Raw genomic sequence first — 22,614 nt, forward strand, 5'->3', positions numbered from 1 at the left:
TCGCATTCGCGGGTAAACCCGCTCCCACAGGGGGGCCGATTCAGTTCCGGGTGGTTATTCGTCGTCGTCGAAGTTGTACATGCCCGGCGCGAGGTTCTCGAAGCGGGTGTACTTGCCGATGAAGGCCAGGCGTACAAAACCGATCGGGCCGTTACGCTGCTTGCCGATGATGATTTCCGCCACGCCCTTGTGCTCGGTCTCTGGGTGATACACCTCGTCACGGTAGACGAACATAATCACGTCGGCGTCCTGCTCGATTGCACCGGATTCACGCAAGTCGGAGTTCACCGGGCGTTTGTTCGGACGCTGCTCCAGGGAGCGGTTGAGCTGGGACAGGGCGATGACCGGGCAGTTGAATTCCTTGGCCAGGGCCTTGAGCGAGCGCGAGATCTCGGAAATTTCGTTGGTCCGGTTGTCACCAGCCGAGCCCGGGATCTGCATCAGCTGCAGGTAGTCGACCATGATCAGCGCGATCTCGCCGTGCTCGCGCGCCAGGCGGCGGGTACGAGCACGCATCTCCGAGGGGCTGATCCCGGCGGTGTCGTCGATGAACAGCTTGCGGTCATTGAGCAGATTGACCGCCGAGGTCAGGCGCGGCCAGTCGTCGTCGTCGAGCTGGCCGGAACGGACCTTGGTCTGGTCGATGCGCCCCAGCGACGAGAGCATACGCATGATCAGTGATTCGCCAGGCATCTCGAGGGAGAACACCAGCACGGCCTTGTCGCTGCGCAGTACCGCGTTCTCGACCAGGTTCATGGCGAAGGTGGTCTTGCCCATCGACGGACGGCCGGCAACGATGACCAGGTCGGCGGGCTGCAGGCCGCTGGTCTTCTCGTCCAGGTCGGTGAAGCCGGTGGACACACCGGTGATGTCGCTGTCGGAGTTGAACAAGGTGTCGATGCGGTCGATGGCCATGGTCAACAGCTCGTTGACCCCCACCGGGCCACCGGTCTTGGGCCGCGCCTCGGCGATCTGAAAGATCTGCCGCTCGGCGTCGTCGAGAATCTCTTCGGCGTTGCGCCCTTGCGGGTTGAAGGCGTTGTCGGCGATGTCGGTACTGATGCTGATCAATTGGCGCAGCGTCGCCCGCTCGCGGATGATCGCGGCGTAGGCCTTGATGTTGGCCACCGACGGGGTGTTCTTGGCCAGCTCGGCCAGGTACGCCAGGCCACCGACCTGGGTCGATAGGCCTTCCTTGTCCAGTTGCTCGTGCAGGGTGACAACGTCGAACGGCTGGTTGGCATCGGCCAGCTTGTGCACGGCACGGAAGATCAGGCGGTGGTCATGCCGGTAGAAATCGCCATCGGACACCTGGTCCAGCACTCGCTCCCAGGCGTTGTTATCCAGCATCAAGCCACCGAGCACAGCCTGTTCGGCCTCGATGGAATGCGGCGGCACCTTCAGGGCAGCGGTTTGCAGGTCGAGCTGTTCGGGATTGGTAATCTCGTTCATGGCCACGCAAGAATTCTGGGGGGTTCAAAAAGACAAAGGGCACGGCCTGAAAAACAGGACCGTGCCCGATGTTAACCGGCTGGCCCGCGAGGGGCCAGTCAGTCAGCGCAGCTTAGGCAGCTACGACGACCACACGTACGGTGGCTTCAACGTCGCTGTGCAGGTGCACGGCTACGTCGTATTCGCCAACCTGACGGATGGTGCCGTTCGGCAGACGAACTTCAGCCTTGGCCACTTCAACGCCGGAGGCGGTCAGGGCATCAGCGATGTCGTGGGTGCCGATCGAACCGAACAGCTTGCCTTCGTCGCCAGCGGTGGCAGTGATGGTCACTTCCAGCTCGGCCAGTTGGGCAGCGCGGCTTTCAGCCGAAGCTTTCTTGTCGGCAGCGGCTTTTTCCAGCTCTGCGCGACGCTCTTCGAATGCAGCCAGGTTAGCGGCGTTGGCAACGGTGGCCTTGCCGAATGGCAGCAGGAAGTTACGGCCGTAACCAGCCTTAACTTTTACTTTGTCGCCCAGGTTGCCCAGGTTGGCGACTTTTTCCAGCAGGATCAGTTCCATTTGGTAAAACCTCTTAACTTTTAACCTTCACCGTTCGCGGAATCATTCCCCTTGGGGGAGTGGCGACCGCGAAAATCAATCAGGCTGTCGACAATGGCCAAGACCACGAGCAACGGATAGGTCAGCTGCATGAACAGCACCAGCGTGACGTACAACCCCACCAGCCAGAACCTGGCCAGGCGTTTCTGGGCCACCAGCCCATGCAGCAGGGCGATGCCCGCGAACATGAGCGGCACACTGCACAGCGGCGTAAGCAAGGCGACGGCGGAACCGAAGTTCGGTCCGAACACCATGCACGCCAGCAGCACCAGTGCCGGCACCAGGGGAATCCGCACCGCTTGAAACTCGCGGCCGAAACCTCCCGGGTTGTACAACGCGGCCTGCCAGTACCGGCCCAACATCAGGGCCAGAACGCTGACGACCTGCAGCAAAGCTGCAATCAGGCCGTTGAGCACCGGTACGATGAGTGCCCCCAGGTGTGCCTGCTCCTCTACCGTCAACTGCTGGTAGAGACCGTCGAGCATCTGCGGCAGGGCTTTTTCAAGCGCTCGCGCCAGAGCTTCGATCGGTTCGCGGAACACTGAACCGAGGATGACACCGTACAACAGGCCCAAGGCGATGCTGGACAACAGCACCCGGTTCCAGGAATGCCCGGCGCGCAACAGCGCAGCCAGCCCCAGCGTCCCCAGCAGCACCATCAAGGTGCGCGGCTCGCCGAAGACCCACCAGGCCAGCGCGGGCAAGATGCCCCACACGATGACCGAGGATGCGTCCTTGAAACCACGCCGCAGGAACACCAGGCTCCCGGCGGCGGCACTCAACCAGAACAACAGCGGCAATGCCGCACAACCAGCCACCACGACAGTGGCCTGCACACGACCGCGCATGATGAAATCAGCCAACGCTCGCATGCCTATCCCTTACTGCTTGTCGACGACCCGGTCTCAGCGGCCGTGGCTGTCGGTGTAGGGCAGCAGGGCCAGGAAGCGGGCGCGCTTGATAGCGGTAGCCAGCTGACGCTGATAACGAGCTTTGGTACCAGTGATACGGCTTGGAACGATCTTGCCGGTTTCGGATACGTAAGCTTTCAGGGTGTTGAGATCTTTGAAGTCGATCTCTTTCACGTCTTCAGCAGTGAAGCGGCAGAATTTACGACGACGGAAGAAACGTGCCATTTAATAGGCTCCTCTAAAGGTCCGTGGATTACTCGTCAGCGTTATCGCTGGAGTCGCTGTCATTGCTGTCGTCGCCATCGGCGGAGTCAGCATGCTCAGGACGCTCGCGACGCTCACGGCGCTCGCTGCGGTTCTCTTCAGCCTTCAGCATCTCGGACTGGCCGGTAACGGCTTCGTCGCGACGGATGACCAGGTTACGGATCACGGCATCGTTGTAGCGGAAGTTGTCTTCCAGCTCGGCCAGGGCCTTGCCGGTGCACTCAACGTTCAGCATCACGTAGTGAGCCTTGTGAACATTGTTGATTGCGTAGGCCAGTTGACGACGGCCCCAGTCTTCCAGGCGGTGGATCTTGCCACCATCTTCTTCGATCAGCTTGGTGTAACGCTCGACCATGCCGCCGACTTGCTCGCTCTGGTCCGGGTGAACCAGGAAGATGATTTCGTAATGACGCATGAATGCTCCTTACGGGTTAGTAGTCTGCCAGCGAATCTGGTCAGACAAGGAGTGAATGACACTGTATGTCTTGCTTGAGGGAAGGCGCATGCGCACCTGCCAGCACGGCAAGGGGCGCAATTGTAGAGAAGGCGGGTTGGACAAGCAAGGTGATTGGCGATTATTTGAACAGTCGGAAACATATTGGCGGGGTATGTGAGAGCGGCGGTGACTCTTTCGCGGGCAAGCCCGCTCCTACAGACCTGCACAGGCCCCGTGGGAGCGGCGGTTCGGCGGTCCGACTTGCCCGCGAAAGGAACGCCGCCGCTTCAGGCTCTCAACGCTTGGCCTGACGCTGCCTCACCGCCTCGAACAGACACACCCCGGTCGCCACCGAGACGTTCAGGCTGCTGACACTGCCGGCCATCGGCAGCTTCACCAGGAAGTCGCAATGCTCGCGGGTCAGGCGGCGCATGCCCTTGCCTTCGGCGCCCATGATCATCACCAGGGGCCCGGTGAGGTCCTGCTGATAGATCTCCTGCTCCGCTTCGCCAGCAGTGCCGACCACCCAAAGGCCACGCTGCTGGAGTTTCTCCAGGGTACGCGCCAGGTTCGTCACGGCCACCAGCGGGATCACCTCGGCAGCGCCACAGGCGACCTTGCGCACCACGCCGGTGAGCGTGGCCGACTTGTCCTTGGGAATCACCACGGCCGTCGCGCCCGCAGCATCGGCGGTGCGCAGGCAGGCGCCGAGGTTGTGCGGGTCGGTGACACCGTCGAGCACCAGGATCAGCGGCGGCGTCTCGGTGCGCTCGAGCAACTCCTCGAGCATCGCCTCGCCCCACACTTGGCTGGGGCTCACCTCGGCGACCACACCCTGGTGCACGCCCTCGACCCAGGCGTCCAGCTCACGGCGCTCGGCCTGGCCGACCGCAACGCGGTTTTCTGCAGCCAGCGCCAGCAGCGTCTGAAGACGTGGCTCGCTACGCCCTTCCGACAACCAGATCTGCTTGACCCGCTTGGGATGGTGCTGCAACAACGCCTGCACGGCATGCACGCCGTAGATTTTTTCCAGCTGACTCATGACTTGCCGCTCTTGCCCTTACGTGGCGCGCCGGATTTCGACGGGCCTTTGCGATGCTTGGTCTTGCCGGACGCCTTGGTGCCCTTCTCGGCCTTGGCACTGGTGTGCTGCCGCGCATCCCCCATCAGCGCCTTCTTCATTTCGCGGCTCTTGCGCACCTCGGCATTACGCTGCACGGCATCTTTCGGGAAGTAGGCCTCGGAAGCTTCGCTCTTGCGGCTGCGCGGCTTGGGCGAAATCTTCGCCTCGGTAGCCGGTGCAGGCTCGGACTTGACCGAACCTTTGGTGCCCGCAGGCTTGCCGGTGTCAGCCGATTCGCTACGCGGCTTGCGGCCGCCCGGCGCCTTGATCGCGGCCTCGGAAAGCTCGAAGTCGATCTTGCGCTGCTCGAGGTCGACGCGCATCACCTTGACTTCGATGGTGTCGCCCAGGCGGAAGCTGCGGCCAGTACGCTCACCGGCCAGGCGGTGGTGCACAGGATCGAAGTGGTAGTAATCGCCCGGCAGCGCACTGACGTGCACCAGGCCTTCGACATAGATGTCGGTCAACTCGATGAACAGGCCGAAACCGGTCACTGCGGTGATCACGCCTGGGAAAGTCTCACCCACGCGGTCGCGCATGTATTCGCACTTGAGCCAGTTGACCACGTCGCGGGTGGCTTCATCGGCGCGGCGCTCGGTCATCGAGCACTGCTCGCCCATCTGCTCGAGGCTGTTCTCGTCGTACGGGTAGATCCGCGCCTTGGGAATGCTCATCGCACCGGCGCGCTTGACGTGCGGGGTATCGATCTTCGAGCGGATCACGCTGCGGATGGCGCGGTGCACCAGCAGGTCAGGGTAACGGCGGATCGGCGAGGTGAAGTGGGTGTAAGCCTCGTAGTTCAGGCCGAAGTGGCCGTTGTTCTCGGTGCTGTACACCGCCTGGCTCAGCGAGCGCAGCATGACGGTCTGGATCAGGTGGAAGTCCGGGCGCCCGGCGATGCTCGCCAGCAGGGCCTGGTAGTCCTTCGGCGATGGATCCTTGCCCTTGTGCAGCGACAGCCCCAGCTCACCGAGGAAGGCGCGCAGTTTTTCCAGGCGCTCCGGTGGCGGACCATCGTGCACGCGGTACAGCGACGGCACGTTGTGCTTCTGCAGGAACTCGGCGGTGGCGACGTTGGCCGCCAGCATGCATTCCTCGATCAGCTTGTGGGCGTCGTTGCGCACGGTCGGACGAATTTCGTCGATCTTGCGGTCTTCGCCGAAGATGATCCGGGTTTCCTGGGTTTCAAAGTCGATTGCACCACGGGTATGGCGGGCATCGACCAGCACCTTGTACAGCGCGTAGAGGTGCTTGAGGTCCGGCAGGACTGCGCTGTACTCCTCACGCAGCGCCTTGCCTTCGCGAGTGCGGGAGTGCTCGAGCATGCTGCTGACCTTGTTGTAGGTCAGACGCGCATGGGAGTGGATCACGCCTTCATAGAACTGGTAGTCGACCATCTGGCCGGCCTTGTTGATGGTCATCTCGCAGACCATGGCCAGGCGATCGACATGCGGATTCAGCGAGCAAAGGCCGTTGGAGAGTTCCTCGGGCAGCATCGGAATCACACGCTCGGGGAAGTACACCGAGTTGCCGCGCTGCTGGGCCTCGACGTCCAGGGCCGAGCCCAGGCGCACGTAGCTGGAAACGTCGGCGATCGCCACGTACAGGCGCCAGCCACCGGAGAACAGGCGCAGCTTGCCCAAAGGCTCGCAATAGACGGCATCGTCGAAGTCGCGGGCGTCCTCGCCGTCGATGGTGACGAACGGCAGGTGACGCAGGTCGATGCGTTTTTCCTTGTCCTTCTCTTCGACTTCGGAGCGGAACTTGCGCGCTTCCTTGATCACGTCCTTGGGCCAGACGTGCGGAATGTCGTAGCTGCGCAGGGCGACATCGATCTCCATGCCCGGCGCCATGTAGTTGCCGATCACCTCGACCACGTCACCTTGCGGCTGGAACCGCGGGGTCGGCCAGTGAGTGATCTTGATCTCGACGAACTGGCCGATCTTGGCGCCGCCGTTGCGCCCCGCAGTCACCAGCACTTCCTGCTGGATCTTCGGGTTGTCGGGGGTCACATAGCCGATGCCGCCTTCTTCGAAGTAGCGGCCAACCACGCTTTCATGGGCGCGGGAGATGATCTCGACCAGCACGCCTTCGCGGCGACCACGGCGATCGACACCGGACACGCGGGCAAGGCCACGGTCGCCGTCGAACACCAGGCGCATCTGCGCAGGGCTGAGGAACAGGTCTTCGCTGCCGTCGTCGGGGATCAGGAAGCCGAAGCCATCGCGGTGGCCGGAGACACGGCCGCAGATCAGGTCGAGCTTGTCTACCGGGGCATAGGTGCCGCGCCGGGTATAGATAAGCTGACCATCACGCTCCATTGCGCGCAGACGGCGGCGCAGGGCCTCGATCTGGTCTTCTTCGTACAGACCGAACTCTGCCGCCAGCTCCTCGCGCGCGGCGGGTTCGCCACGGTCGGCAAGGCGCTGCAGGATCAGCTCACGGCTGGGGATGGGATTCTCGTATTTTTCCGCTTCGCGAGCGGCCTCGGGATCGAGGGATTGCCAATCGGCCATCAGAAGGGGTTCACCTTGGGGTATATAGATAGGGATTCTGGCATACGCGTATTGAAACCGGAAATCTTTGCCTTGGACAGCCCCTGCCGGGCGCCCCGGCAGCGGCAATAGGTCACTGGAATCAACAACTTGAATTTTTTGAAATTTTTTTCGATCCGGGGCTTTACAGCCCTCAGGGGCATCCGTATAGTGCGCACCACAACGACGGACAGCCGACGTTGTAGTTGAGATGAAACCTGATGTAAAGCATCATGTGACCTCGACAAAATGTGTGCCCAGGTGGCGGAATTGGTAGACGCGCTGGTTTCAGGTATCAGTGACTTAACGGTCGTGGAAGTTCGAGTCTTCTCCTGGGCACCAAATATTTCGAATGATAGATAGCAGGTTTTTCTGTCATTCAGCAACACGATTCAAGTTTCATGCTGTAGATGTAAAAGCTTTGCCCAGGTGGCGGAATTGGTAGACGCGCTGGTTTCAGGTATCAGTGACTTAACGGTCGTGGAAGTTCGAGTCTTCTCCTGGGCACCATATAAAAACCCACTAGCTTGCTAGTGGGTTTTTTCTTGCCTGCGTTTTTTGCCCTCCCGCCGCGCCAGCATCCGCCTCCTCCCGACTATTTGCCCTCATACGGCCACATGAGAAACGATTTCGTTTACCATTGTTTCGAAATATGTAGCCGTAAGCGAGGAAGTACCCGCATGACGATCCGCCCGAAACCGCTGATGCGCACCTTGGCCGCCGCTGTCCTGGGCCTGGTGATTGGCGCGCCGGCCGCCCTGGCAGACGAACCGGTCAGCCTGACCCTGTACAACGGCCAGCACAAGGAAATCGGCGAAGCCATCGCCAAGGCCTACGAGGCCAAGACCGGTATCCACATCAATATCCGCAAGGGCAGCAGCAACCAGCTGGCCAGCCAGATCATCGAGGAAGGCACACGCTCGCCTGCCGACGTCATCTACACCGAAGAATCCCCACCCCTGAACAACCTGGGCGAACTGGGCCTGCTGGCGAAAATCGACGACGCCACCCTGGACATGCTGCCCAAGGAATACGTGGGCGCCAACGGCACCTGGATGGGCGTGACCGCGCGCACCCGCGTGGTGGTCTACAACCCGAAGAAGATCGACGAGAAAGACCTACCCACCACCGTGATGGACTTTGCCGATCCTGAGTGGGACGGCCGCGTCGGTTACGTACCGACCAGCGGCGCCTTCCAGGAACAGGCCGTGGCCATCCTCAAGATGCACGGCCGCGAGGCCACCGAAGAATGGCTCACCGGCCTGAAGGCGTTCGGCAAGACCTACACCAACAACATGGTCGCCCTGAAAGCGGTGGAAAAAGGCGAAGTCGCTGCCGTGCTGGTGAACAACTATTACTGGTACGCCCTGGAGCGCGAGCGCGGCAAGCTCGACTCCAAGCTGTACTACCTGGCCGATGGCGATGCCGGCAACCTGGTCACCATTTCCGGCGCCGCAGCGGTCAAGGCCAGCAAGCATCCCAAGGAAGCCCAAGCGCTGCTCAACTGGATGGCCAGCGAAGAAGGCCAGCGCGTGATCACCCAGACCACCGCCGAATATCCACTGCACAAAGGCATGGTGTCTGACCGCGGTCTGAAGCCGTTCGAAGAGCTGCGCCCACCGAAGATCAGCCCGGCAGACCTCGGCAATGCCGAAGAAGCCATCGAGCTCGAACGCGAGGTCGGTCTGCTCTGATGACTGCCGCCGCGCCCGACCCGGCCCTGGTACGCTTCGTGCCACGCCGCAAGCGCCCCTCCGTGTGGGTGGTGCTGCCTGTGCTGTTCCTGGTGGCGATGAGCCTGTTGCCATTGCTGTATGTCGCCATCAAAGCCTGGGAAGCCGGCTGGCATGAAGCCCTGCGCCTGCTCTGGCGCCCCTTCGTCTGGGGGTTGCTGCGCAACACCTTGCTGCTGATGGTCGGTGTCACCCTGGTGTGCATGGTGGTCGGCCTGGCGCTGGCCTGGCTGCTCGAACGCAGCGACCTGCGCGGGCGCCGCCTGTGGGGCGTGGTGTTGTGCCTGCCGTTTGCCGTACCGTCGTTCGTCAGCAGCTTCACCTGGGTGTCGCTGAGCTCGGACTTCGAAGGGCTCGGCGGGGCGATCCTGGTGATGGCGCTGTCAAAGTATCCACTGGTGTTCCTGCCGGTGGCGGCAACCTTGCGCAATCTGGACACCTCGCTGGAGGAGTCGGCCCGCACCCTCGGCTGCAGCCGCTGGGACGTGTTCCTCAAGGTCACCCTGCCGTTGCTGTGGCCAGCCATGCTCGGCGGTGCGTTGCTGATCGCCCTGCACATGCTGGTGGAGTTCGGCGCACTGTCGATCCTCGGCCTGCAGACCTTCACCACGGCGATCTACCAGCAGTTCGAACTGGAGTTCAGCAACGCTAACGCGGCAATGCTCTCGGCTGTGCTGCTGGCACTGTGCCTGGTGATGCTTTGGCTGGAACTGCGCGTTCGCGGCAAGGCCCGCCACGTGCGCATCGGCCAGGGCGTGGCGCGTCGTGCACAGCCATTGCGACTCAAAGGCTGGAGCCTGCCGGCACAACTGTTCTGCCTTGGACTGGCGGTGTTGGGCAGCGGGATTCCGCTGGCCATGCTCGGCTACTGGCTGAGTGTCGGCTCATCGGCAGCCTTCCCGGTCGCGGCAATCGGCAAGGCCTTGCTCACCTCCCTGTCGGTATCGCTTGGCGGTGCTGGCTTCTGCGTAGTGCTGGCATTGCCGATCAGCTTCCTGGTGGTGCGCTACAAAGGCCGTCTGGCGATCTGGGCCGAACGCCTGCCCTACCTGCTGCATGCTCTGCCGGGCCTGGTGATCGCATTGACCCTGGTGTTCTTCGCCCTGCACTACGTGCCAGCGCTCTACCAGACCACTGCACTGCTGATCCTGGCCTACGCCCTGCTCTTCCTGCCCCTGGCCCAGGCGCCAGTGCGCACAGCGCTGAACAAGGCCTCGCCGACACTCGAGGAAGCCGCCCGCACCCTGGGCGCCAGCAGCTTCGCGGCGTTCTGCCGGGTCACCCTGCCGATCATCTTCCCGGCACTGGCGGCGGCCTTCGCCCTGGTGTTCCTGGATGCCATGAAGGAGCTGACCGCGACCCTGCTGCTCAGCCCCACGGGCATGACCACCCTGGCCACGGAAGTCTGGGCGCACACGGCCAACGTCGAGTTCGCAGCGGCAGCGCCCTATGCGGCGTTGCTGATCCTGGTATCGGGATTGCCGGTATACCTGCTGACCACGCGGATGTACCTGAACAAGGCGTAGCATCGAGGCCCGGGCGCAGGCGGCCCGGGCACAGCCATTCAATAGCCCAGCGCGCGTTTTTCCGCTGCGGCACTAACGGCATGGTTCGGTCTGCGCAGCTGCAATACCGCGAAAATCGACAGAACCACCGCCAGCCCCCAAAGGATCGGCGTCGCTCCCTGGCTCAGAGCCACCATCTGCAGACCGACGACCAACAGACGCAGCAACGCATCGAGTCGACCATTGGCCACCGAAGGTTCGCGCAGGCGCGCCACACCCCAGATGACATAAGCCAGGGCACCTAGATTGATGAAGAACATCGAGGTGGGGTCGAGCACGCTGAAGGACGTACCCAGGCCAAGCCAGGCATCGAGCCCTGCAAAAAGCTGGAATGCCCAGGCACTCAGCAATGGAACGGCAAATGGCAGGGTGGCGACGATGTCATAGATCGCGCCGATCCGGACGATGTTGGCGTAACGGGATTGATTCATTGGCAAACCTCCATGTGCATGCGTTCGAGAAGCTCTCTGACTTCGTAGAATTGTCCTGATTGCAGCGCGATTGCGTGACGTCGGCCAAGCAGGTCGACGATTTGCGCGGCGCGTTGTTGTGCGCTGACGATGTACCCCGGCTGCGTCGAGCGCTCTCGCAAGGCCACCAGTTCGGGAAAGCGCTCGTCGGCCTGCAGGATGGTTTGCGCCACGGTGGTGGCGACATTGCATAACCCCAGCACCGCAAAGAACACCTGCGGATTCTCCAACTGGTAGACCTTGGCCAGGGCGTTGAGGGCGGCTTTGGAGACGCTGTAGGAAAGCATGCCTGCGCGCTGACGGATGCCTGAAACCGAGGCCGAGAACACCACCTGGCTAACCTTGGCCTGTCGGCACAACAGCAGGTCAAGCACCCATTTCACCGCCACCAGGTTGAGCTCCAGCACCGAGCGGAAGGATTCCACTGGCGTATTGCTCGCAAGCTCCGGCGCGCTACCGAATGTTCCGGCGTTAAGGTAGGCCGTTTCGAATGTCGTCTCACCGATGAAGGCCTGCAGAACAGGCTGGACAGCCTCGCCCGCACAAAGATCCAGCGCCCGGAAATGCATGCGCGGATGCTCCAGCAGCGCCGTTGGTATCCGTCGCGAAATCCCCCAGACCTCATCGCCCCGCTCAAGGTGCAACCTGGCCAGTGCCAGCCCGATGCCCGAACTGACGCCCGTAATGAATATGTGAGCCATCAGCGCCTCACTCGAACTTGCCGATGTGATAACCGCCATCGACGCTCAACACGCTGCCAGTCATGTAGCTGGCGCCGTCGCCAAGCAGGAACAGCACTGCAGCAGCCACCTCGCTTGCCTCGCCGAAGCGCTTCATGACAGTGGCGTTGATCTTGCGCTCGGTGCCCGCAGGATTGGCCGCCAGCCGTTCCGGAGAATTCATCCCGCCAAGAATCGGCCCTGGCGCTACCGCATTGACACGCACCGCGTGGCGTCCATCGCGGTCGCAGGCATTCTCCATCGCCACCACTTGGGTCAGGGCGTTGAGCCCTGCCTTGCTCGCCACATAAGCAGCCTGGTTGGGCATGGCCATCACCCCCGCGCAGGAGGACAGATTGACGATCGAGCCACCTGGCTTCCTGGCGATCAACCGCAACTCATGTTGCAGGCAATACAACGGGCCGTTCAGATTGATACGCACGACCCGCTCCCAGTCCTGTACCTGAAGGTCGGCGACCTGTGCATACGGTGCTGTGATACCCGCGGCATTGACGGCATGGTCGAGTCCGCCGAAACGCGCCTCGATCTCGGCGAAGGCATCGCGCACCGCGCCAGGCTCAGCGACATCGCACGGGATGAAACTGGCCTGCGCGCCCAGTTGCTCAAGCGCCGAACGCCCCTTCTCCAGGCTGCGCCCAAGCACGACGACGCGCGCCCCCTCCTCGCTCAGCCGCCGGGCAATGCTCAGGCCGATACCACTGCTGCCACCGGTGACAACGATGGTCTTTCCCTGGAACTGCATCTGGACTCTCCTTAGTCATATCGAATAGAGGCTGGCCGCTTGTACCGCTCATTGACGCAGCAGTACACGCGATCCAGCTGGGGATTGCTCTTGTCACGGAAACAGTTGCCCTCGAATCGACAGGCCTGAACGCTTCCCGGCTTGCCCTGCAACGACTTGTTCACCAGATCGTTGTCAGCGAACAGGGCACGACTCATGCCCACCAGGTCAGTGACGCCCAGCTCGAGCAAGGCCTCGGCCTGGGCCAGCGAGCCTGTGAAGCCGGCAAAGCCGACCGGGAGCGACGTCAGTTCACGGATGTGCTTCACGCCATGCACCAGCATGGCGTGAACACGCGGATCGGCACGCAGCATGTAGTGGAACGTTTCCTTGATTGCCGCCGAACACATCAAGGCCGCCACACCTGCACGCTCCAGCGCAGGGACCACCTGCTCGAGCAGTGCCGGTTGCTGCCCCTTGTCACCCAGGCAATCATCGATACCCAGACGCACGGAGATGTCGATTCCGCCCTGGGTTGCCTCCACGATCGCGTCCATGACCTCCAGCAGCAGACGGGCCCGGCGCAACGGCGAGCCGCCGTAGCGATCCGTTCGTCGGTTGCTGTAGGGCGAGAGGAAGCTGCTCAACAGGTAGCCATTGGAGGCCTGCAATTGCACCATGCGCGCACCGGCTTGCTGCGCCAGACGTGCGGCATTGGCGAACTGGGCACAGACGCTGCGGGCGTCCTCGTGAGTCATGACCCTCGTACCGCGACGGCTTCGACTACCCACCGCCCGGCTGGGCGTCAGCAGAACACCGCCACTGCGCGCCAGATCGCCTTGGCTGCCGTAGTGCTGCAATTGCACGACCACAGGGCAGGCATTTTCCCGCCCGTAGTCGATCAGCGGCGCCAAGTGCTCGACGTGACGCTGCTCGTACAGGCACAACCCTCCCTCGTGCAGCCGCGTGGATGCATCGACTGCTGAGTTGGCCAACACCACCATGGCGCAGCCTCCGTCGATGATGCCCTTGTAGAAGGTCAGCATCTGCGGCGTCAGGCAACCTTCACGACCCAGATCGATACCCATGGGTGCGAAGTACACACGGTTCTTCAGGTTCAGGTGTCGTCCGAGGGTGATCGACTGGCGTGTCAACGGGTATCCCGAGGCCACGCCAGTTACCCGCTCTGCCGATCATTGCAAGGCGTGCCCTGGGCATCATTGCTCGCCTGGGCAGCCACCGACAGCTCCTGCAAGGGCTCGTGGAAGCAATGGCACTTGATGACTTCCTTGAGCGTCGACAGGGTGGCGCGATCGAGCTTGGCGAATACGGCCAGTTGCACCGAGGGCTGTTGCGAAGGTCGGCATTCTGCGATCGGGAAGCTCAGGAAACCCATGTCCCGTACATAGATGGACAGTTGCACCACCTCAGGTGCCTGCGCGTTTTCCTCCATGCGAAACCTCACCGCCCGCAATGAAACATGCTCGAGCAACCCTTCGACTGCCGTGCCTTGCGCCGTGTGCAACAAGACCTGCGGCAACACCCGGTCGGAGGGGGCGAACCAGTGGTTCTCCGGAAAGTTGACCGTGCGCATGCGCTTGAACAGCGGCATCTTGATCGCACTGCCACGCAGGCGCAGCGTGGTGACCAGATTACCGTTCTGGAAGAACATCGCGGTCTTGTCCACCGTCCGGGGCTGGGCGCGCTTCTCGCCAGCGCTGTGCTGGACCACAACCTCCACCGCATAGGTGGACTCGGTGTAGTTATTGAAGGAGACGGACAAGTCTTCGATCGAGATCGAGATTTCACCGCGCCGGTAACCCGAATGGCTGTAGAAATAGTGGTACATCGCCTGACGAGCCACTTCGATCAGCATCAGGCCAGGCACGTGCTCATGGGGCTTGTTGTAGAAAAAGTAGTTGTTGGTGTCGTTCATCAGGCCGTACGACGACAGGTTGGCACGTGTCCAGCCCGGCAGCGCGTGCAGCGTGTCGGCCAATTGAGTGACCAACGCCGGATCTGCTACCGGCAACCCGAAACGCCTCTGCAGGTAGCACTCGACCTGGCGAGGCAGCCAGGCGGCGGACAGTCGATAGCCGCCCTCGTGCAACGCATAGTAGCCCTGGGCATTCATTTCGAAACTGTCGAGGGAATCGAAGTCTTCCTGCCCGAGTGTGGCGGGGACGCTGGCAAGCACCCGGCCACCTTGATCGTCGTCGCGATACAGGGCGCCCAACGCAGCACAACCGCGCTCATCGAGATGTTCGAGCAGGAAGTCGGTCTCTTCGAGGGTCAGACGAGCCGGCAGAAGATCCTGAAATCCGGAGAGCAGTACGTCGTCCACAGTGCCCTTGTGCAAGACCTGTGGGGTCAGGGGTAACTGACGTTCCATGTTGATTACCTAATAGGGTTCGACGGGGAAGGCGAGCACAGCGTTCTTCAGCATGCGCTTGACGATGGGGCCGTGCGCAGGGCCGACCGGGATCATGTAGAGCCTTCCAAAGGCGTTGTATCGCTGGACGGAGGTCGTCACGCTCAAGCGCTGCACCCCCTCGCCCGCAGGTGTGAGATCGAGGCAGACCATGACCGCCAGATGCGTATCGCGGGAGGTGAGGACCAGCCGATGCGCATCGATCGCCTCCACCGTGAAGAAGTCGAGGCGCTCGCCCACCGCAGGTTCCCGCTCGGCCGTTCGGGGTGTAAAACCATGGATGTCGGCCACCCGAAACCGGCGGGAAACGAAGTCACGAAGGCGAAAAGCCGCAGACAGCCACGCCGGGATATGCGCAGTCATCGCGCAGTAAGCCTGCAGGGCCGTGATGCGCCCACCGACGCGCACCGCAGCGCAGTGCAGGAAATCCAGCTGCGCAAGCTCGGCGACCAGACGAACATCCTTGGGGGCGCAAATCAGGGCCGCTGGCATCATCTGCACGCCCCAGTCATTGCTGCAGCAGGGCGATGGCAGCCAATTCGGCCTTGAGCAGGAGCTTCTCGTAGGCCTCGTCGGGCGACTCCTGGCGGCTGGTGATCAAGCCCGCGATTTCACGCGCCGACTCGTCCAGCGGCTCATCGGCGATGAACACCGACTCGAACAACGGAATCGGCGGCAGGTAATGACCTTTCACGTAGGCGACAGTCTGCTGCAGCGGTCGCAGAAGCTCATCCAGCGTGAACCGGTTGAACCCGCCCGCGCGGTAGCCGGACGCTGGCGCCCCGACGGTGGTGACGATCAGAAACTCCTTGTCCTGCAGCTTGTCGCCACCGCGTGCATAGGCAAAACCGGGCGTGAAGACATCGTCGATCCAGCGCTTCATCAATGCCGGGCACGAGTACCAGTACAGCGGGAACAGCAGCACGATACGCTCATGGGCGCACAGCAGCTTCTGCTCGGCGGCAATGTCGAAGCCATTGCTGCCCAATGCCGCCGACAGGGGGTGCAGTGTGACATTGCTGCCTTGCAGGGCTTCGACGATGGCGGCATTGGCCCGCGAGCTGCTCAAGTCAGGATGACCGATTACGACCAGAATGTTATCCATGGAGAAGTCCTTTCAAGTGATGGTGTCCAGGCCGCAGCCAGGGGCTTCTATGCGGCGCGGTGGATTGAACGATAGTCCGCGGCATCTGTAACCTCCCCAATTGTGCAGGCCTGGGTCGGGACGTCGATCCAGCAGGCGAACAGCCAATGATCGCCCACGCGCATCGGTGCCGCGGCTCGACGGGCGCGATAGCCTGCACGGCGCAGCAACCGCTCGATGCCCAGTGGTGACACGGTGATCAACTGCCGCACGCCCCGAGCGGCCGCGCAGCGCAACACGGCATCCAGCAACTGTGTGGCAACGACGGAGGAAAATTGGCCGCCAGAGCTCGTCCCGGCCAGGCCAAAGTCCATGGCGGAGAAGCGCGACAGCTCCCAGATACGCGAATCACATGGCAGTGTCTGATCGCCCATCAACTGCGGGAACACCTCTGCAAGCAGGTAGCGTTGGCTGGTTGGCAGCAAGCGCGCGGTGCCTATGACCTGCTCCTGATCGTTGCAGGCAAGCACATAGAGCGTCTCGTCATGGTCAAACTGATCACGCTCGCGACCTGGATCACAAGCCAGCTCCCAACCCAGGGTGTCAACGAATACCCGATAACGATAACGGTCCATCTGCTGCAAGCGCGTCTGCCCTAGCTCCTGCTGTGTTCCAACGACGATCTCCATCTCGCGTCCTCCGGCCAATGTGGAAAGGACGCGTATTCGACTCGAAGTAGGGTGATAGCAAAACTGCACTATTTGGCAGGGTACTTCTGCACATAAGCGCAGGGCGTTCGCGCTAGGCCAGCAACCCCAGAAGCGCCGCCCGCGCTACCGCTGCCGTACGATTCGCAGCGCCCAGTTTGGCGCCGGCATTGCGGGTGTGGAATTTCACCGTTTCAATCGACAAGGTGAGGATGTCGGCAACCTCGTTGAGCGTCTTGCCATCGGCAGCCCAACGCAGCACTTCGCGCTCCCGTTCGGAAAGCGGGGACTGCGGCTGCGGTTGCCAGGAATCCGACAGCAGCCGCGAGAAGCCTTGGTGGGCGACATTCGCCAGCCAGCGCATCCGCGTCTCATGGGCACGCAGCTCACCTTCGCCGATGCCTTCACCGGAGCGCGCCAGGGTCAGCATCCCCCCGCCCTTGCTCCCCTCCAGACACGATTGCGCCCACCCGTGGCGAAGACCGGCCTGCCGCGCCTCATCCCACAATTGCGGAGCGTCGGCAAATATTTCGTCGCCCCAGACCACTGGCTGCATCGAGCGCTGACAGTGGCGGACCGTCGGATCAAGAAGCAGGTACCCATTGGCATGGTAATGATCACACCATGGCCGGCTGTAGTTGCTGAGCATGAAGATCCGTGGCTTGGTGACTGGCAGCGGCGTGCGCAGGCCATAGGCACAGTAATCGAAGCCCAGATGGCGTGCGGCTGCCTTGACCTCTTCCAACAACGTTTGCGTATCGCGCGCGTCATAAACCGCCGACAGCATGTCGCCCATCCATTGCATTAATTATTCTCTCCATGAGTGTGAAGCCGCCCCAGCCGCACCCAGAAAGGTGCGAGCCTAGCGAAGCTACAACAACCGGGCATTGAGCGATATCAATTTGCCACAACGTTGACGAATGCTGTCGCGCGATATTTATCGCGCGGCCAGCCCGTCGGTTCGGCACCGTACCGCTGACGCTACAAGCACAGCATTACGAGAATGCTGCCGCCGCTGCGCAACTCAACGATATCTCGTGCCTGTCTGGATCGACACCTGCTCAAGCCCTGAACTGCCCCAGGCTCGCCCTTAACTGCGCAGCCAGATCATCCAGCACCTTGCTGCTGGCAGTGGTCTGCATCACCACTTCGGCCGAGCGCTCTGCCTGCGCGTGGATATTCTCGACCCGCCCCCGCACCGCCTGGGCGCCGCTGGCTTGCTGTTCGGCGGCGCGAGTCGCCAGGCCGATTGCGGCATGCACCTGCTCCACCGCCGCCTGCACCGACTGCTGGCGACGTTCGTTATCGCGCAGCACCAACAGCCCTTCGCTGGCCTGACGCCCGGCTTGGCCGATGGTGGCCACAGCCTCTTTCGCCCCCTGCTGCAAGGCAACGATATGCGCCTGGATATCGCCGGTGGAGCTCTGCGTCTTGCTCGCCAGGGCCCGCACTTCATCGGCCACCACTGCAAAACCACGCCCTGTCTCGCCGGCCCGCGCTGCCTCGATCGCCGCATTGAGTGCCAGCAGGTTGGTCTGCTCGGCGATACCATGAATCACGGTCAGCACTACTTCGATCTGCTCGCTCTGCTTGGCAAGGCGCTCGATGACCTGCGAGCCGCTTTCCACTTCTCCCGCCAGCTTCTCGATCAGCTTGGCCAGTTGGGTCGAGGCACGGCTGTTCTCGTCGGTAGCCTGGCGGATATCCACGACCTGCTGCAGCGCCGCCTGCATGGCGTGGCTCTCGGCCTGGGCCTCGTCGGCCATGCTCGACAGGTCGCGCAGACTCGCCGCCACCTCGTCGCGCTGCAACGCTGCCGCTGCATCGGCCCCCGCATTACGCTCGGCCATGGTGCCGATCTCCACCCCGGTACGCTGGGCCACTTCACCGGCTTCGCGGACGATCGGCTGAAGCTTGTCGACGAAGCGGTTGACTGCCGACGCCATGTCGCCGATCTCGTCACGGCTGTCGAGCGCCACCCGCTTGGTCAGGTCGCCCTCCCCGGCCGCCAGGTCGTCGAGGGCAGCGATCAACAGGCGCAGCTTGCTGACCACCCGCCGCCCCAGCACCACGGCAACCACCAACAGCACGCCAAGCCCGACCAGCACCAGGCCGACCCCGATGCGCCAACGCAGCTCGCCGGCCGCGTCGCGAACCGTCTGCGCGGTATTGGCCTGCATGGCAGTGGCGCTGTTCTGCGCCGTCTCAAGACGAGCCTGCAGGGTCTTGCCGCTATCCGCTGCGGCAGCGCCGAGGCTCTCGCCGACCAGTTGTTCGCTACTGGCGATCAGGGCGGCAAAGCGCTGGTCGAGCGCCTTGAGCTCTTGATCGACGGCGGCGGTGGAGACCCCCATGAGTACCTTGCCGATCTGGGCGCCATTGGGGCTGATCGAAGCCTCGACGAAGTACACCGATGGATCCCGGCGCGCAGCGTCGAGCACCTTGTCCAGCGCCCGCTCGCCCTGGCCCTTTTCCATCAGTGCCTGATTGATCGGGTTCTGCCGGTTGAGGTAACGGGTAAGGTGCTCGCCCTCGGCGTTGTCGTAGATCACGAACAGCACGTTGGGATTGCGCTGCGCGCGACGAGCGAAGTCAGATAGCGTGGGGACGTCATTGTCCCAGATCGCCCTCGGTGCCACCGAGGCCAGCAACTCGGCCATGTCGTTGGCCGACTCCTTGAGGCTTTGCTCCAGCGTGGTGCGTAGCTGTTGCTGTTCGCTCTGTAATCGCGTGGAAAGCCCCGCGCTCAGGCGTTGCCGGGTACTGGCCGAGAGGCTGTCGAGACCGGAGCGCACATCTTGCCCCGCCTGCTCCAGCTCACCTGCCAGCTTGCGACTGTCAGCGCCCAGGCGTTCGCCCAAATCCGCCTCCAGTGCAGTGACGGTGCTGCGGGTCAGCACGACGGCGACCACGACTTGCACCAGAAGAGCGATACCAAGTGCAACAAAAACAGGCCGCAGGAGGCGGCTTCGTAACAGAGAGAGGATGGCAGACACGTTTGAACCCCCGTGTTTCTGGCGCCATTACTTTGATGGCATCTACAGAATCTTCTTACAGCAAGGGTCATGCCTGAAGCAGGAGGGAAATACGCCAAGGTCTAGCAGCCCGATGAACCGTGGTAGCGGGCTTACCCGCGAAAGACCACTGCGGCGAGGAACAAAAACGCCGCAACCCCTTGCAGGGCTGCGGCGCTGGATCAGCCAGAAGGCAGATCAGGCGAACGGATGACGCAGCACGATGGTCTCGTTGCGGTCCGGGCCGGTGGAGATGATGTCGATCGGAGCGCCGACCAGCTCCTCGATGCGCTTGATGTAGTTGCGCGCGGCCTGCGGCAGCTCTTCCAGGGTTTTCACGCCCAGGGTCGATTCGCTCCAGCCTGGCATCTCTTCGTACACCGGCTCCAGGCCGATGTAGCTGTCGGCATCGGAAGGCGCGTCGATCACCGCACCGTTCTCGTTCTTGTAGCCTACGCAGATGTTGATGGTTTCCAGACCGTCCAGCACGTCCAGCTTGGTCAGGCAGATGCCCGAGATGCTGTTGACGTCGATGGCACGACGCAGGATCACGGCATCGAACCAGCCGCAACGACGGGCACGACCGGTGGTGGAGCCGAACTCATGGCCACGCTTGGCCAGGGTAGCACCGGTTTCGTCGAACAGTTCGGTCGGGAACGGACCGGAACCCACGCGGGTGGTGTAGGCCTTGGTGATACCGAGGATGTAGTCCAGGTACATCGGGCCAACGCCGGAACCGGTGGAGATGCCGCCGGCAGTGGTGTTCGAGCTGGTGACGTACGGGTAGGTGCCGTGGTCGATGTCCAGCAGCGAGCCCTGGGCGCCTTCGAACATGATGTCCTTGCCGGCACGGCGCAGGTTGTGCAGTTCGGCGGTGACGTCGAGCATCATAGGCTTGAGCTGCTCGGCATAGGCCATGCACTCGTCGAGGGTCTGCTGGAAGTCGATGGCCGGCTCTTTGTAGTAATTGACCAGCTGGAAGTTGTGGTAGTCCAGCAGCTCACCGAGCTTGGCGGCGAAACGCTCGCGGTGGAACAGGTCACCCACGCGCAGGCCGCGACGGGCGACCTTGTCTTCGTAGGCTGGGCCGATACCACGGCCGGTGGTGCCGATCTTGGCTTCGCCACGGGCCTTTTCACGGGCCTGGTCCAGCGCCACGTGGTACGACAGGATCAGCGGAGCAGCCGGGCTGATGCGCAGACGCTCGCGAACTGGTACGCCCTTCTCTTCCAGCTTGGTGATTTCGCGCATCAGGGCGTCCGGCGCGACGACGACGCCGTTGCCGATCAGGCACTGTACGCCTTCACGCAGGATACCCGACGGGATCAGGTGCAGAACGGTCTTCTCACCGTTGATCACCAGGGTGTGGCCCGCGTTGTGGCCGCCCTGGTAACGCACGACGGCGGCAGCATGTTCGGTCAGCAGATCGACGATCTTGCCTTTGCCCTCATCACCCCATTGGGTGCCCAGGACGACGACATTCTTACCCATAACACTTGTCCTCATTCACGCAACTTGGTTGCCGGCCCATTGCCGGCGAAGAATCTCAATGGGTCAGCGGCAGAACCTGCCAGCGCCCGTCTTGCTGAATCAATTGCCGATCACAATCCGCCTCGAGAGCAGCACTCAGCGGCTGGCCAGGCAGTGCCTGGACCACGCGCTGGCCCTCGTTGCGCAACTGGCAGACCTGCTGCCAGAGGGCCGCGTCGCCACTGTCCGGCATCCAGATGCCGCCAGAAGGCAATACGACCTCCGCTCGCCCCAGTGTGACCAGGGTCTTCAAATCCGTTGAGAAACCGGTGGCCGGACGTGCCCGGCCAAAGTCGGCGCCGATGTCATCGTAGCGCCCGCCCTGGGCGATCGACTGGCCGACCCCGGGTACGAACACCGCGAACACCACGCCGGTGTGATAGTTGTAGCCGCGCAGCTCGCCCAGGTCGAAGTACAGCGGCAGGTCCGGATAACGCGCTGCCAGGCGATCGGCGATCGCCAGCAAGTCGTCCAGGGCCGCCAGCACGCTGGCCGGGGCTCGGCCCAGACGCACACGGGCGTCGGCCAGCACTTCGCGACCACCGCACAGTTCGACCAGGGCACGCAGCATGTTGCCCAGGTCTTTCGGCAGGTCGGCGGTCAGCTCGTGAACTTCATCGACAGCCTTGCGCTGCAGCGCATCGAACAACTGCTGCTCGACCGCGCCCGACAGGCCGGCGGCATGGGCCAGGCCACGGTAGATACCGACGTGCCCCAGGTCCATGTGCACATCGGCAACGTCAGTCAGTTGCAAGGTGGTCAGCATCAGGCTGATCACTTCGACGTCGCTGGTCGGACTGGCGTCGCCATACAGCTCGGCGCCCAACTGGATCGGGCTGCGCGAGGTCGACAGCGCACGCGGCTCGGCGTGCAGCACACTGCCGGCATAGCACAGGCGGCTCGGGCCTTCGCGGCGCAGGGTGTGGGCGTCGATGCGTGCCACCTGCGGCGTGAAGTCGGCACGGAAACCCATCAGGCGACCGGACTGCGGGTCGACCACCTTGAAGGTACGCTGATCCAGGTCCTGGCCGGCGCCGGTGAGCAGCGACTCCAGGTACTCGATATGTGGGGTGACGACCAGTTCATAACCCCAACTCTGGAACAGGTCCAACACCTGGCGACGCGCAATCTCGATGCGCGCCGCTTCAGGTGGCAGTACTTCCTCGATGCCATCTGGCAGAAGCCAGCGGTCTACCGTTGCCATTACGCCATTTCCCCTCTGGTCCGGGCGGCTGCCCAACAGGTTAGCCGTCTGTGAAGCAGGCATTGGCGCACAACAGCAGGCAGCACCGATCCCAGCG

Annotated in this window: 21 protein-coding genes, 2 tRNA genes and 1 pseudogene; 4 read left to right on the forward strand and 20 right to left on the reverse strand. The window is 62.6% G+C overall.

Annotated features, from left to right (window positions below; all coding sequences use genetic code 11):
• Positions 1 to 54 precede the first annotated feature (54 nt).
• The 7 genes from dnaB to rnr form a co-directional block, all read right to left on the reverse strand.
• A complete protein-coding gene (dnaB, locus tag ACPZMI_RS15095) occupies positions 55 to 1,452 on the reverse strand; it encodes a replicative DNA helicase (RefSeq protein ID WP_054894540.1) in 1,398 nt (465 codons plus the stop codon).
• A 112-nt stretch (positions 1,453 to 1,564) separates the two neighbouring features.
• Positions 1,565 to 2,011: a 50S ribosomal protein L9 gene (gene rplI, locus ACPZMI_RS15100; protein ID WP_003249568.1), complete on the reverse strand. Its 447-nt coding sequence runs from the start codon at positions 2,009 to 2,011 to the stop codon at positions 1,565 to 1,567.
• A 20-nt stretch (positions 2,012 to 2,031) separates the two neighbouring features.
• Positions 2,032 to 2,922: a YybS family protein gene (locus tag ACPZMI_RS15105; RefSeq protein ID WP_186665938.1), complete on the reverse strand. Its 891-nt coding sequence runs from the start codon at positions 2,920 to 2,922 to the stop codon at positions 2,032 to 2,034.
• Between the two features lie 33 nt (positions 2,923 to 2,955).
• A complete protein-coding gene (gene rpsR, locus ACPZMI_RS15110) occupies positions 2,956 to 3,186 on the reverse strand; it encodes a 30S ribosomal protein S18 (protein WP_003249563.1) in 231 nt (76 codons plus the stop codon).
• Between the two features lie 28 nt (positions 3,187 to 3,214).
• Complete coding sequence (gene rpsF / locus ACPZMI_RS15115) at positions 3,215 to 3,640, reverse strand: 30S ribosomal protein S6 (RefSeq protein ID WP_029612766.1); 426 nt, start codon at positions 3,638 to 3,640, stop codon at positions 3,215 to 3,217.
• A gap of 316 nt (positions 3,641 to 3,956) precedes the next feature.
• Entirely contained in the window at positions 3,957 to 4,703 is a 747-nt protein-coding gene (rlmB, locus tag ACPZMI_RS15120) for a 23S rRNA (guanosine(2251)-2'-O)-methyltransferase RlmB (RefSeq protein WP_186665937.1), read from the reverse strand.
• Positions 4,700 to 7,300 (reverse strand): ribonuclease R, encoded by a 2,601-nt coding sequence (gene rnr / locus ACPZMI_RS15125; protein WP_288374147.1) that lies wholly within the window; start codon positions 7,298 to 7,300, stop codon positions 4,700 to 4,702. The genes rlmB and rnr overlap by 4 nt, the downstream gene beginning before the upstream one ends.
• A gap of 273 nt (positions 7,301 to 7,573) precedes the next feature.
• Here rnr and ACPZMI_RS15130 point away from each other — a divergent pair.
• The 4 genes from ACPZMI_RS15130 to ACPZMI_RS15145 all read left to right on the forward strand — a co-directional run bounded on the left by ACPZMI_RS15130 (position 7,574) and on the right by ACPZMI_RS15145 (position 10,577).
• Positions 7,574 to 7,660 (forward strand) — tRNA-Leu (locus tag ACPZMI_RS15130).
• An 81-nt stretch (positions 7,661 to 7,741) separates the two neighbouring features.
• A tRNA-Leu gene (locus ACPZMI_RS15135) sits at positions 7,742 to 7,828 on the forward strand.
• A 170-nt stretch (positions 7,829 to 7,998) separates the two neighbouring features.
• The gene (locus ACPZMI_RS15140; protein WP_186665935.1) at positions 7,999 to 9,012 is read left to right on the forward strand and encodes an extracellular solute-binding protein; all 1,014 of its coding nucleotides are present in this window, start codon (positions 7,999 to 8,001) and stop codon (positions 9,010 to 9,012) included.
• The gene (locus ACPZMI_RS15145) at positions 9,012 to 10,577 is read left to right on the forward strand and encodes an ABC transporter permease (RefSeq protein ID WP_186665934.1); all 1,566 of its coding nucleotides are present in this window, start codon (positions 9,012 to 9,014) and stop codon (positions 10,575 to 10,577) included. Before ACPZMI_RS15140 ends, ACPZMI_RS15145 begins: the two co-directional genes overlap by 1 nt.
• 38 nt (positions 10,578 to 10,615) lie before the next feature.
• On the opposite strand, the gene ACPZMI_RS15150 is transcribed toward ACPZMI_RS15145, so the two are convergent.
• The 13 genes and pseudogenes from ACPZMI_RS15150 to ACPZMI_RS15210 all read right to left on the reverse strand — a co-directional run bounded on the left by ACPZMI_RS15150 (position 10,616) and on the right by ACPZMI_RS15210 (position 22,517).
• Positions 10,616 to 11,047: a hypothetical protein gene (locus tag ACPZMI_RS15150; protein ID WP_186665932.1), complete on the reverse strand. Its 432-nt coding sequence runs from the start codon at positions 11,045 to 11,047 to the stop codon at positions 10,616 to 10,618.
• Positions 11,044 to 11,826, reverse strand: a complete 783-nt coding sequence (locus ACPZMI_RS15155) for an SDR family NAD(P)-dependent oxidoreductase (protein ID WP_426352569.1) — start codon at positions 11,824 to 11,826, stop codon at positions 11,044 to 11,046. Before ACPZMI_RS15155 ends, ACPZMI_RS15150 begins: the two co-directional genes overlap by 4 nt.
• Positions 11,795 to 12,568 (reverse strand): SDR family NAD(P)-dependent oxidoreductase, encoded by a 774-nt coding sequence (locus ACPZMI_RS15160; RefSeq protein ID WP_186665930.1) that lies wholly within the window; start codon positions 12,566 to 12,568, stop codon positions 11,795 to 11,797. The genes ACPZMI_RS15155 and ACPZMI_RS15160 overlap by 32 nt, the downstream gene beginning before the upstream one ends.
• A gap of 11 nt (positions 12,569 to 12,579) precedes the next feature.
• Entirely contained in the window at positions 12,580 to 13,719 is a 1,140-nt protein-coding gene (locus ACPZMI_RS15165) for an NADH:flavin oxidoreductase (protein WP_186665929.1), read from the reverse strand.
• A 5-nt stretch (positions 13,720 to 13,724) separates the two neighbouring features.
• A complete protein-coding gene (locus tag ACPZMI_RS15170; protein ID WP_426352570.1) occupies positions 13,725 to 14,939 on the reverse strand; it encodes an AfsA-related hotdog domain-containing protein in 1,215 nt (404 codons plus the stop codon).
• Positions 14,940 to 14,948: 9 nt separating this feature from the next.
• Complete coding sequence (locus ACPZMI_RS15175; RefSeq protein ID WP_186666122.1) at positions 14,949 to 15,470, reverse strand: DUF2867 domain-containing protein; 522 nt, start codon at positions 15,468 to 15,470, stop codon at positions 14,949 to 14,951.
• Between the two features lie 16 nt (positions 15,471 to 15,486).
• The gene (locus tag ACPZMI_RS15180) at positions 15,487 to 16,083 is read right to left on the reverse strand and encodes an NAD(P)H-dependent oxidoreductase (protein ID WP_054893190.1); all 597 of its coding nucleotides are present in this window, start codon (positions 16,081 to 16,083) and stop codon (positions 15,487 to 15,489) included.
• Between the two features lie 47 nt (positions 16,084 to 16,130).
• Positions 16,131 to 16,751 (reverse strand): acyl-homoserine-lactone synthase, encoded by a 621-nt coding sequence (locus ACPZMI_RS15185; protein WP_186709702.1) that lies wholly within the window; start codon positions 16,749 to 16,751, stop codon positions 16,131 to 16,133.
• 112 nt (positions 16,752 to 16,863) lie between these two features.
• On the reverse strand, positions 16,864 to 17,574 hold the full coding sequence (locus ACPZMI_RS15190) for an autoinducer binding domain-containing protein (RefSeq protein WP_186665926.1): 711 nt from the start codon (positions 17,572 to 17,574) through the stop codon (positions 16,864 to 16,866).
• A gap of 256 nt (positions 17,575 to 17,830) precedes the next feature.
• Complete coding sequence (locus ACPZMI_RS15195; protein ID WP_411384506.1) at positions 17,831 to 18,715, reverse strand: methyl-accepting chemotaxis protein; 885 nt, start codon at positions 18,713 to 18,715, stop codon at positions 17,831 to 17,833.
• Between the two features lie 21 nt (positions 18,716 to 18,736).
• Positions 18,737 to 19,429 (reverse strand): annotated as a pseudogene (locus ACPZMI_RS15200) (methyl-accepting chemotaxis protein); the annotation flags it as partial.
• Between the two features lie 552 nt (positions 19,430 to 19,981).
• On the reverse strand, positions 19,982 to 21,274 hold the full coding sequence (locus tag ACPZMI_RS15205; protein ID WP_028688256.1) for an adenylosuccinate synthase: 1,293 nt from the start codon (positions 21,272 to 21,274) through the stop codon (positions 19,982 to 19,984).
• A gap of 55 nt (positions 21,275 to 21,329) precedes the next feature.
• Entirely contained in the window at positions 21,330 to 22,517 is a 1,188-nt protein-coding gene (locus ACPZMI_RS15210; protein WP_426352571.1) for an ATP phosphoribosyltransferase regulatory subunit, read from the reverse strand.
• Between the last annotated feature and the right edge of the window lie 97 nt (positions 22,518 to 22,614).

The sequence above is a fragment of the Pseudomonas wayambapalatensis genome (assembly GCF_049942315.1).
Taxonomy (GTDB): Bacteria; Pseudomonadota; Gammaproteobacteria; order Pseudomonadales; family Pseudomonadaceae; genus Aquipseudomonas; species Aquipseudomonas wayambapalatensis.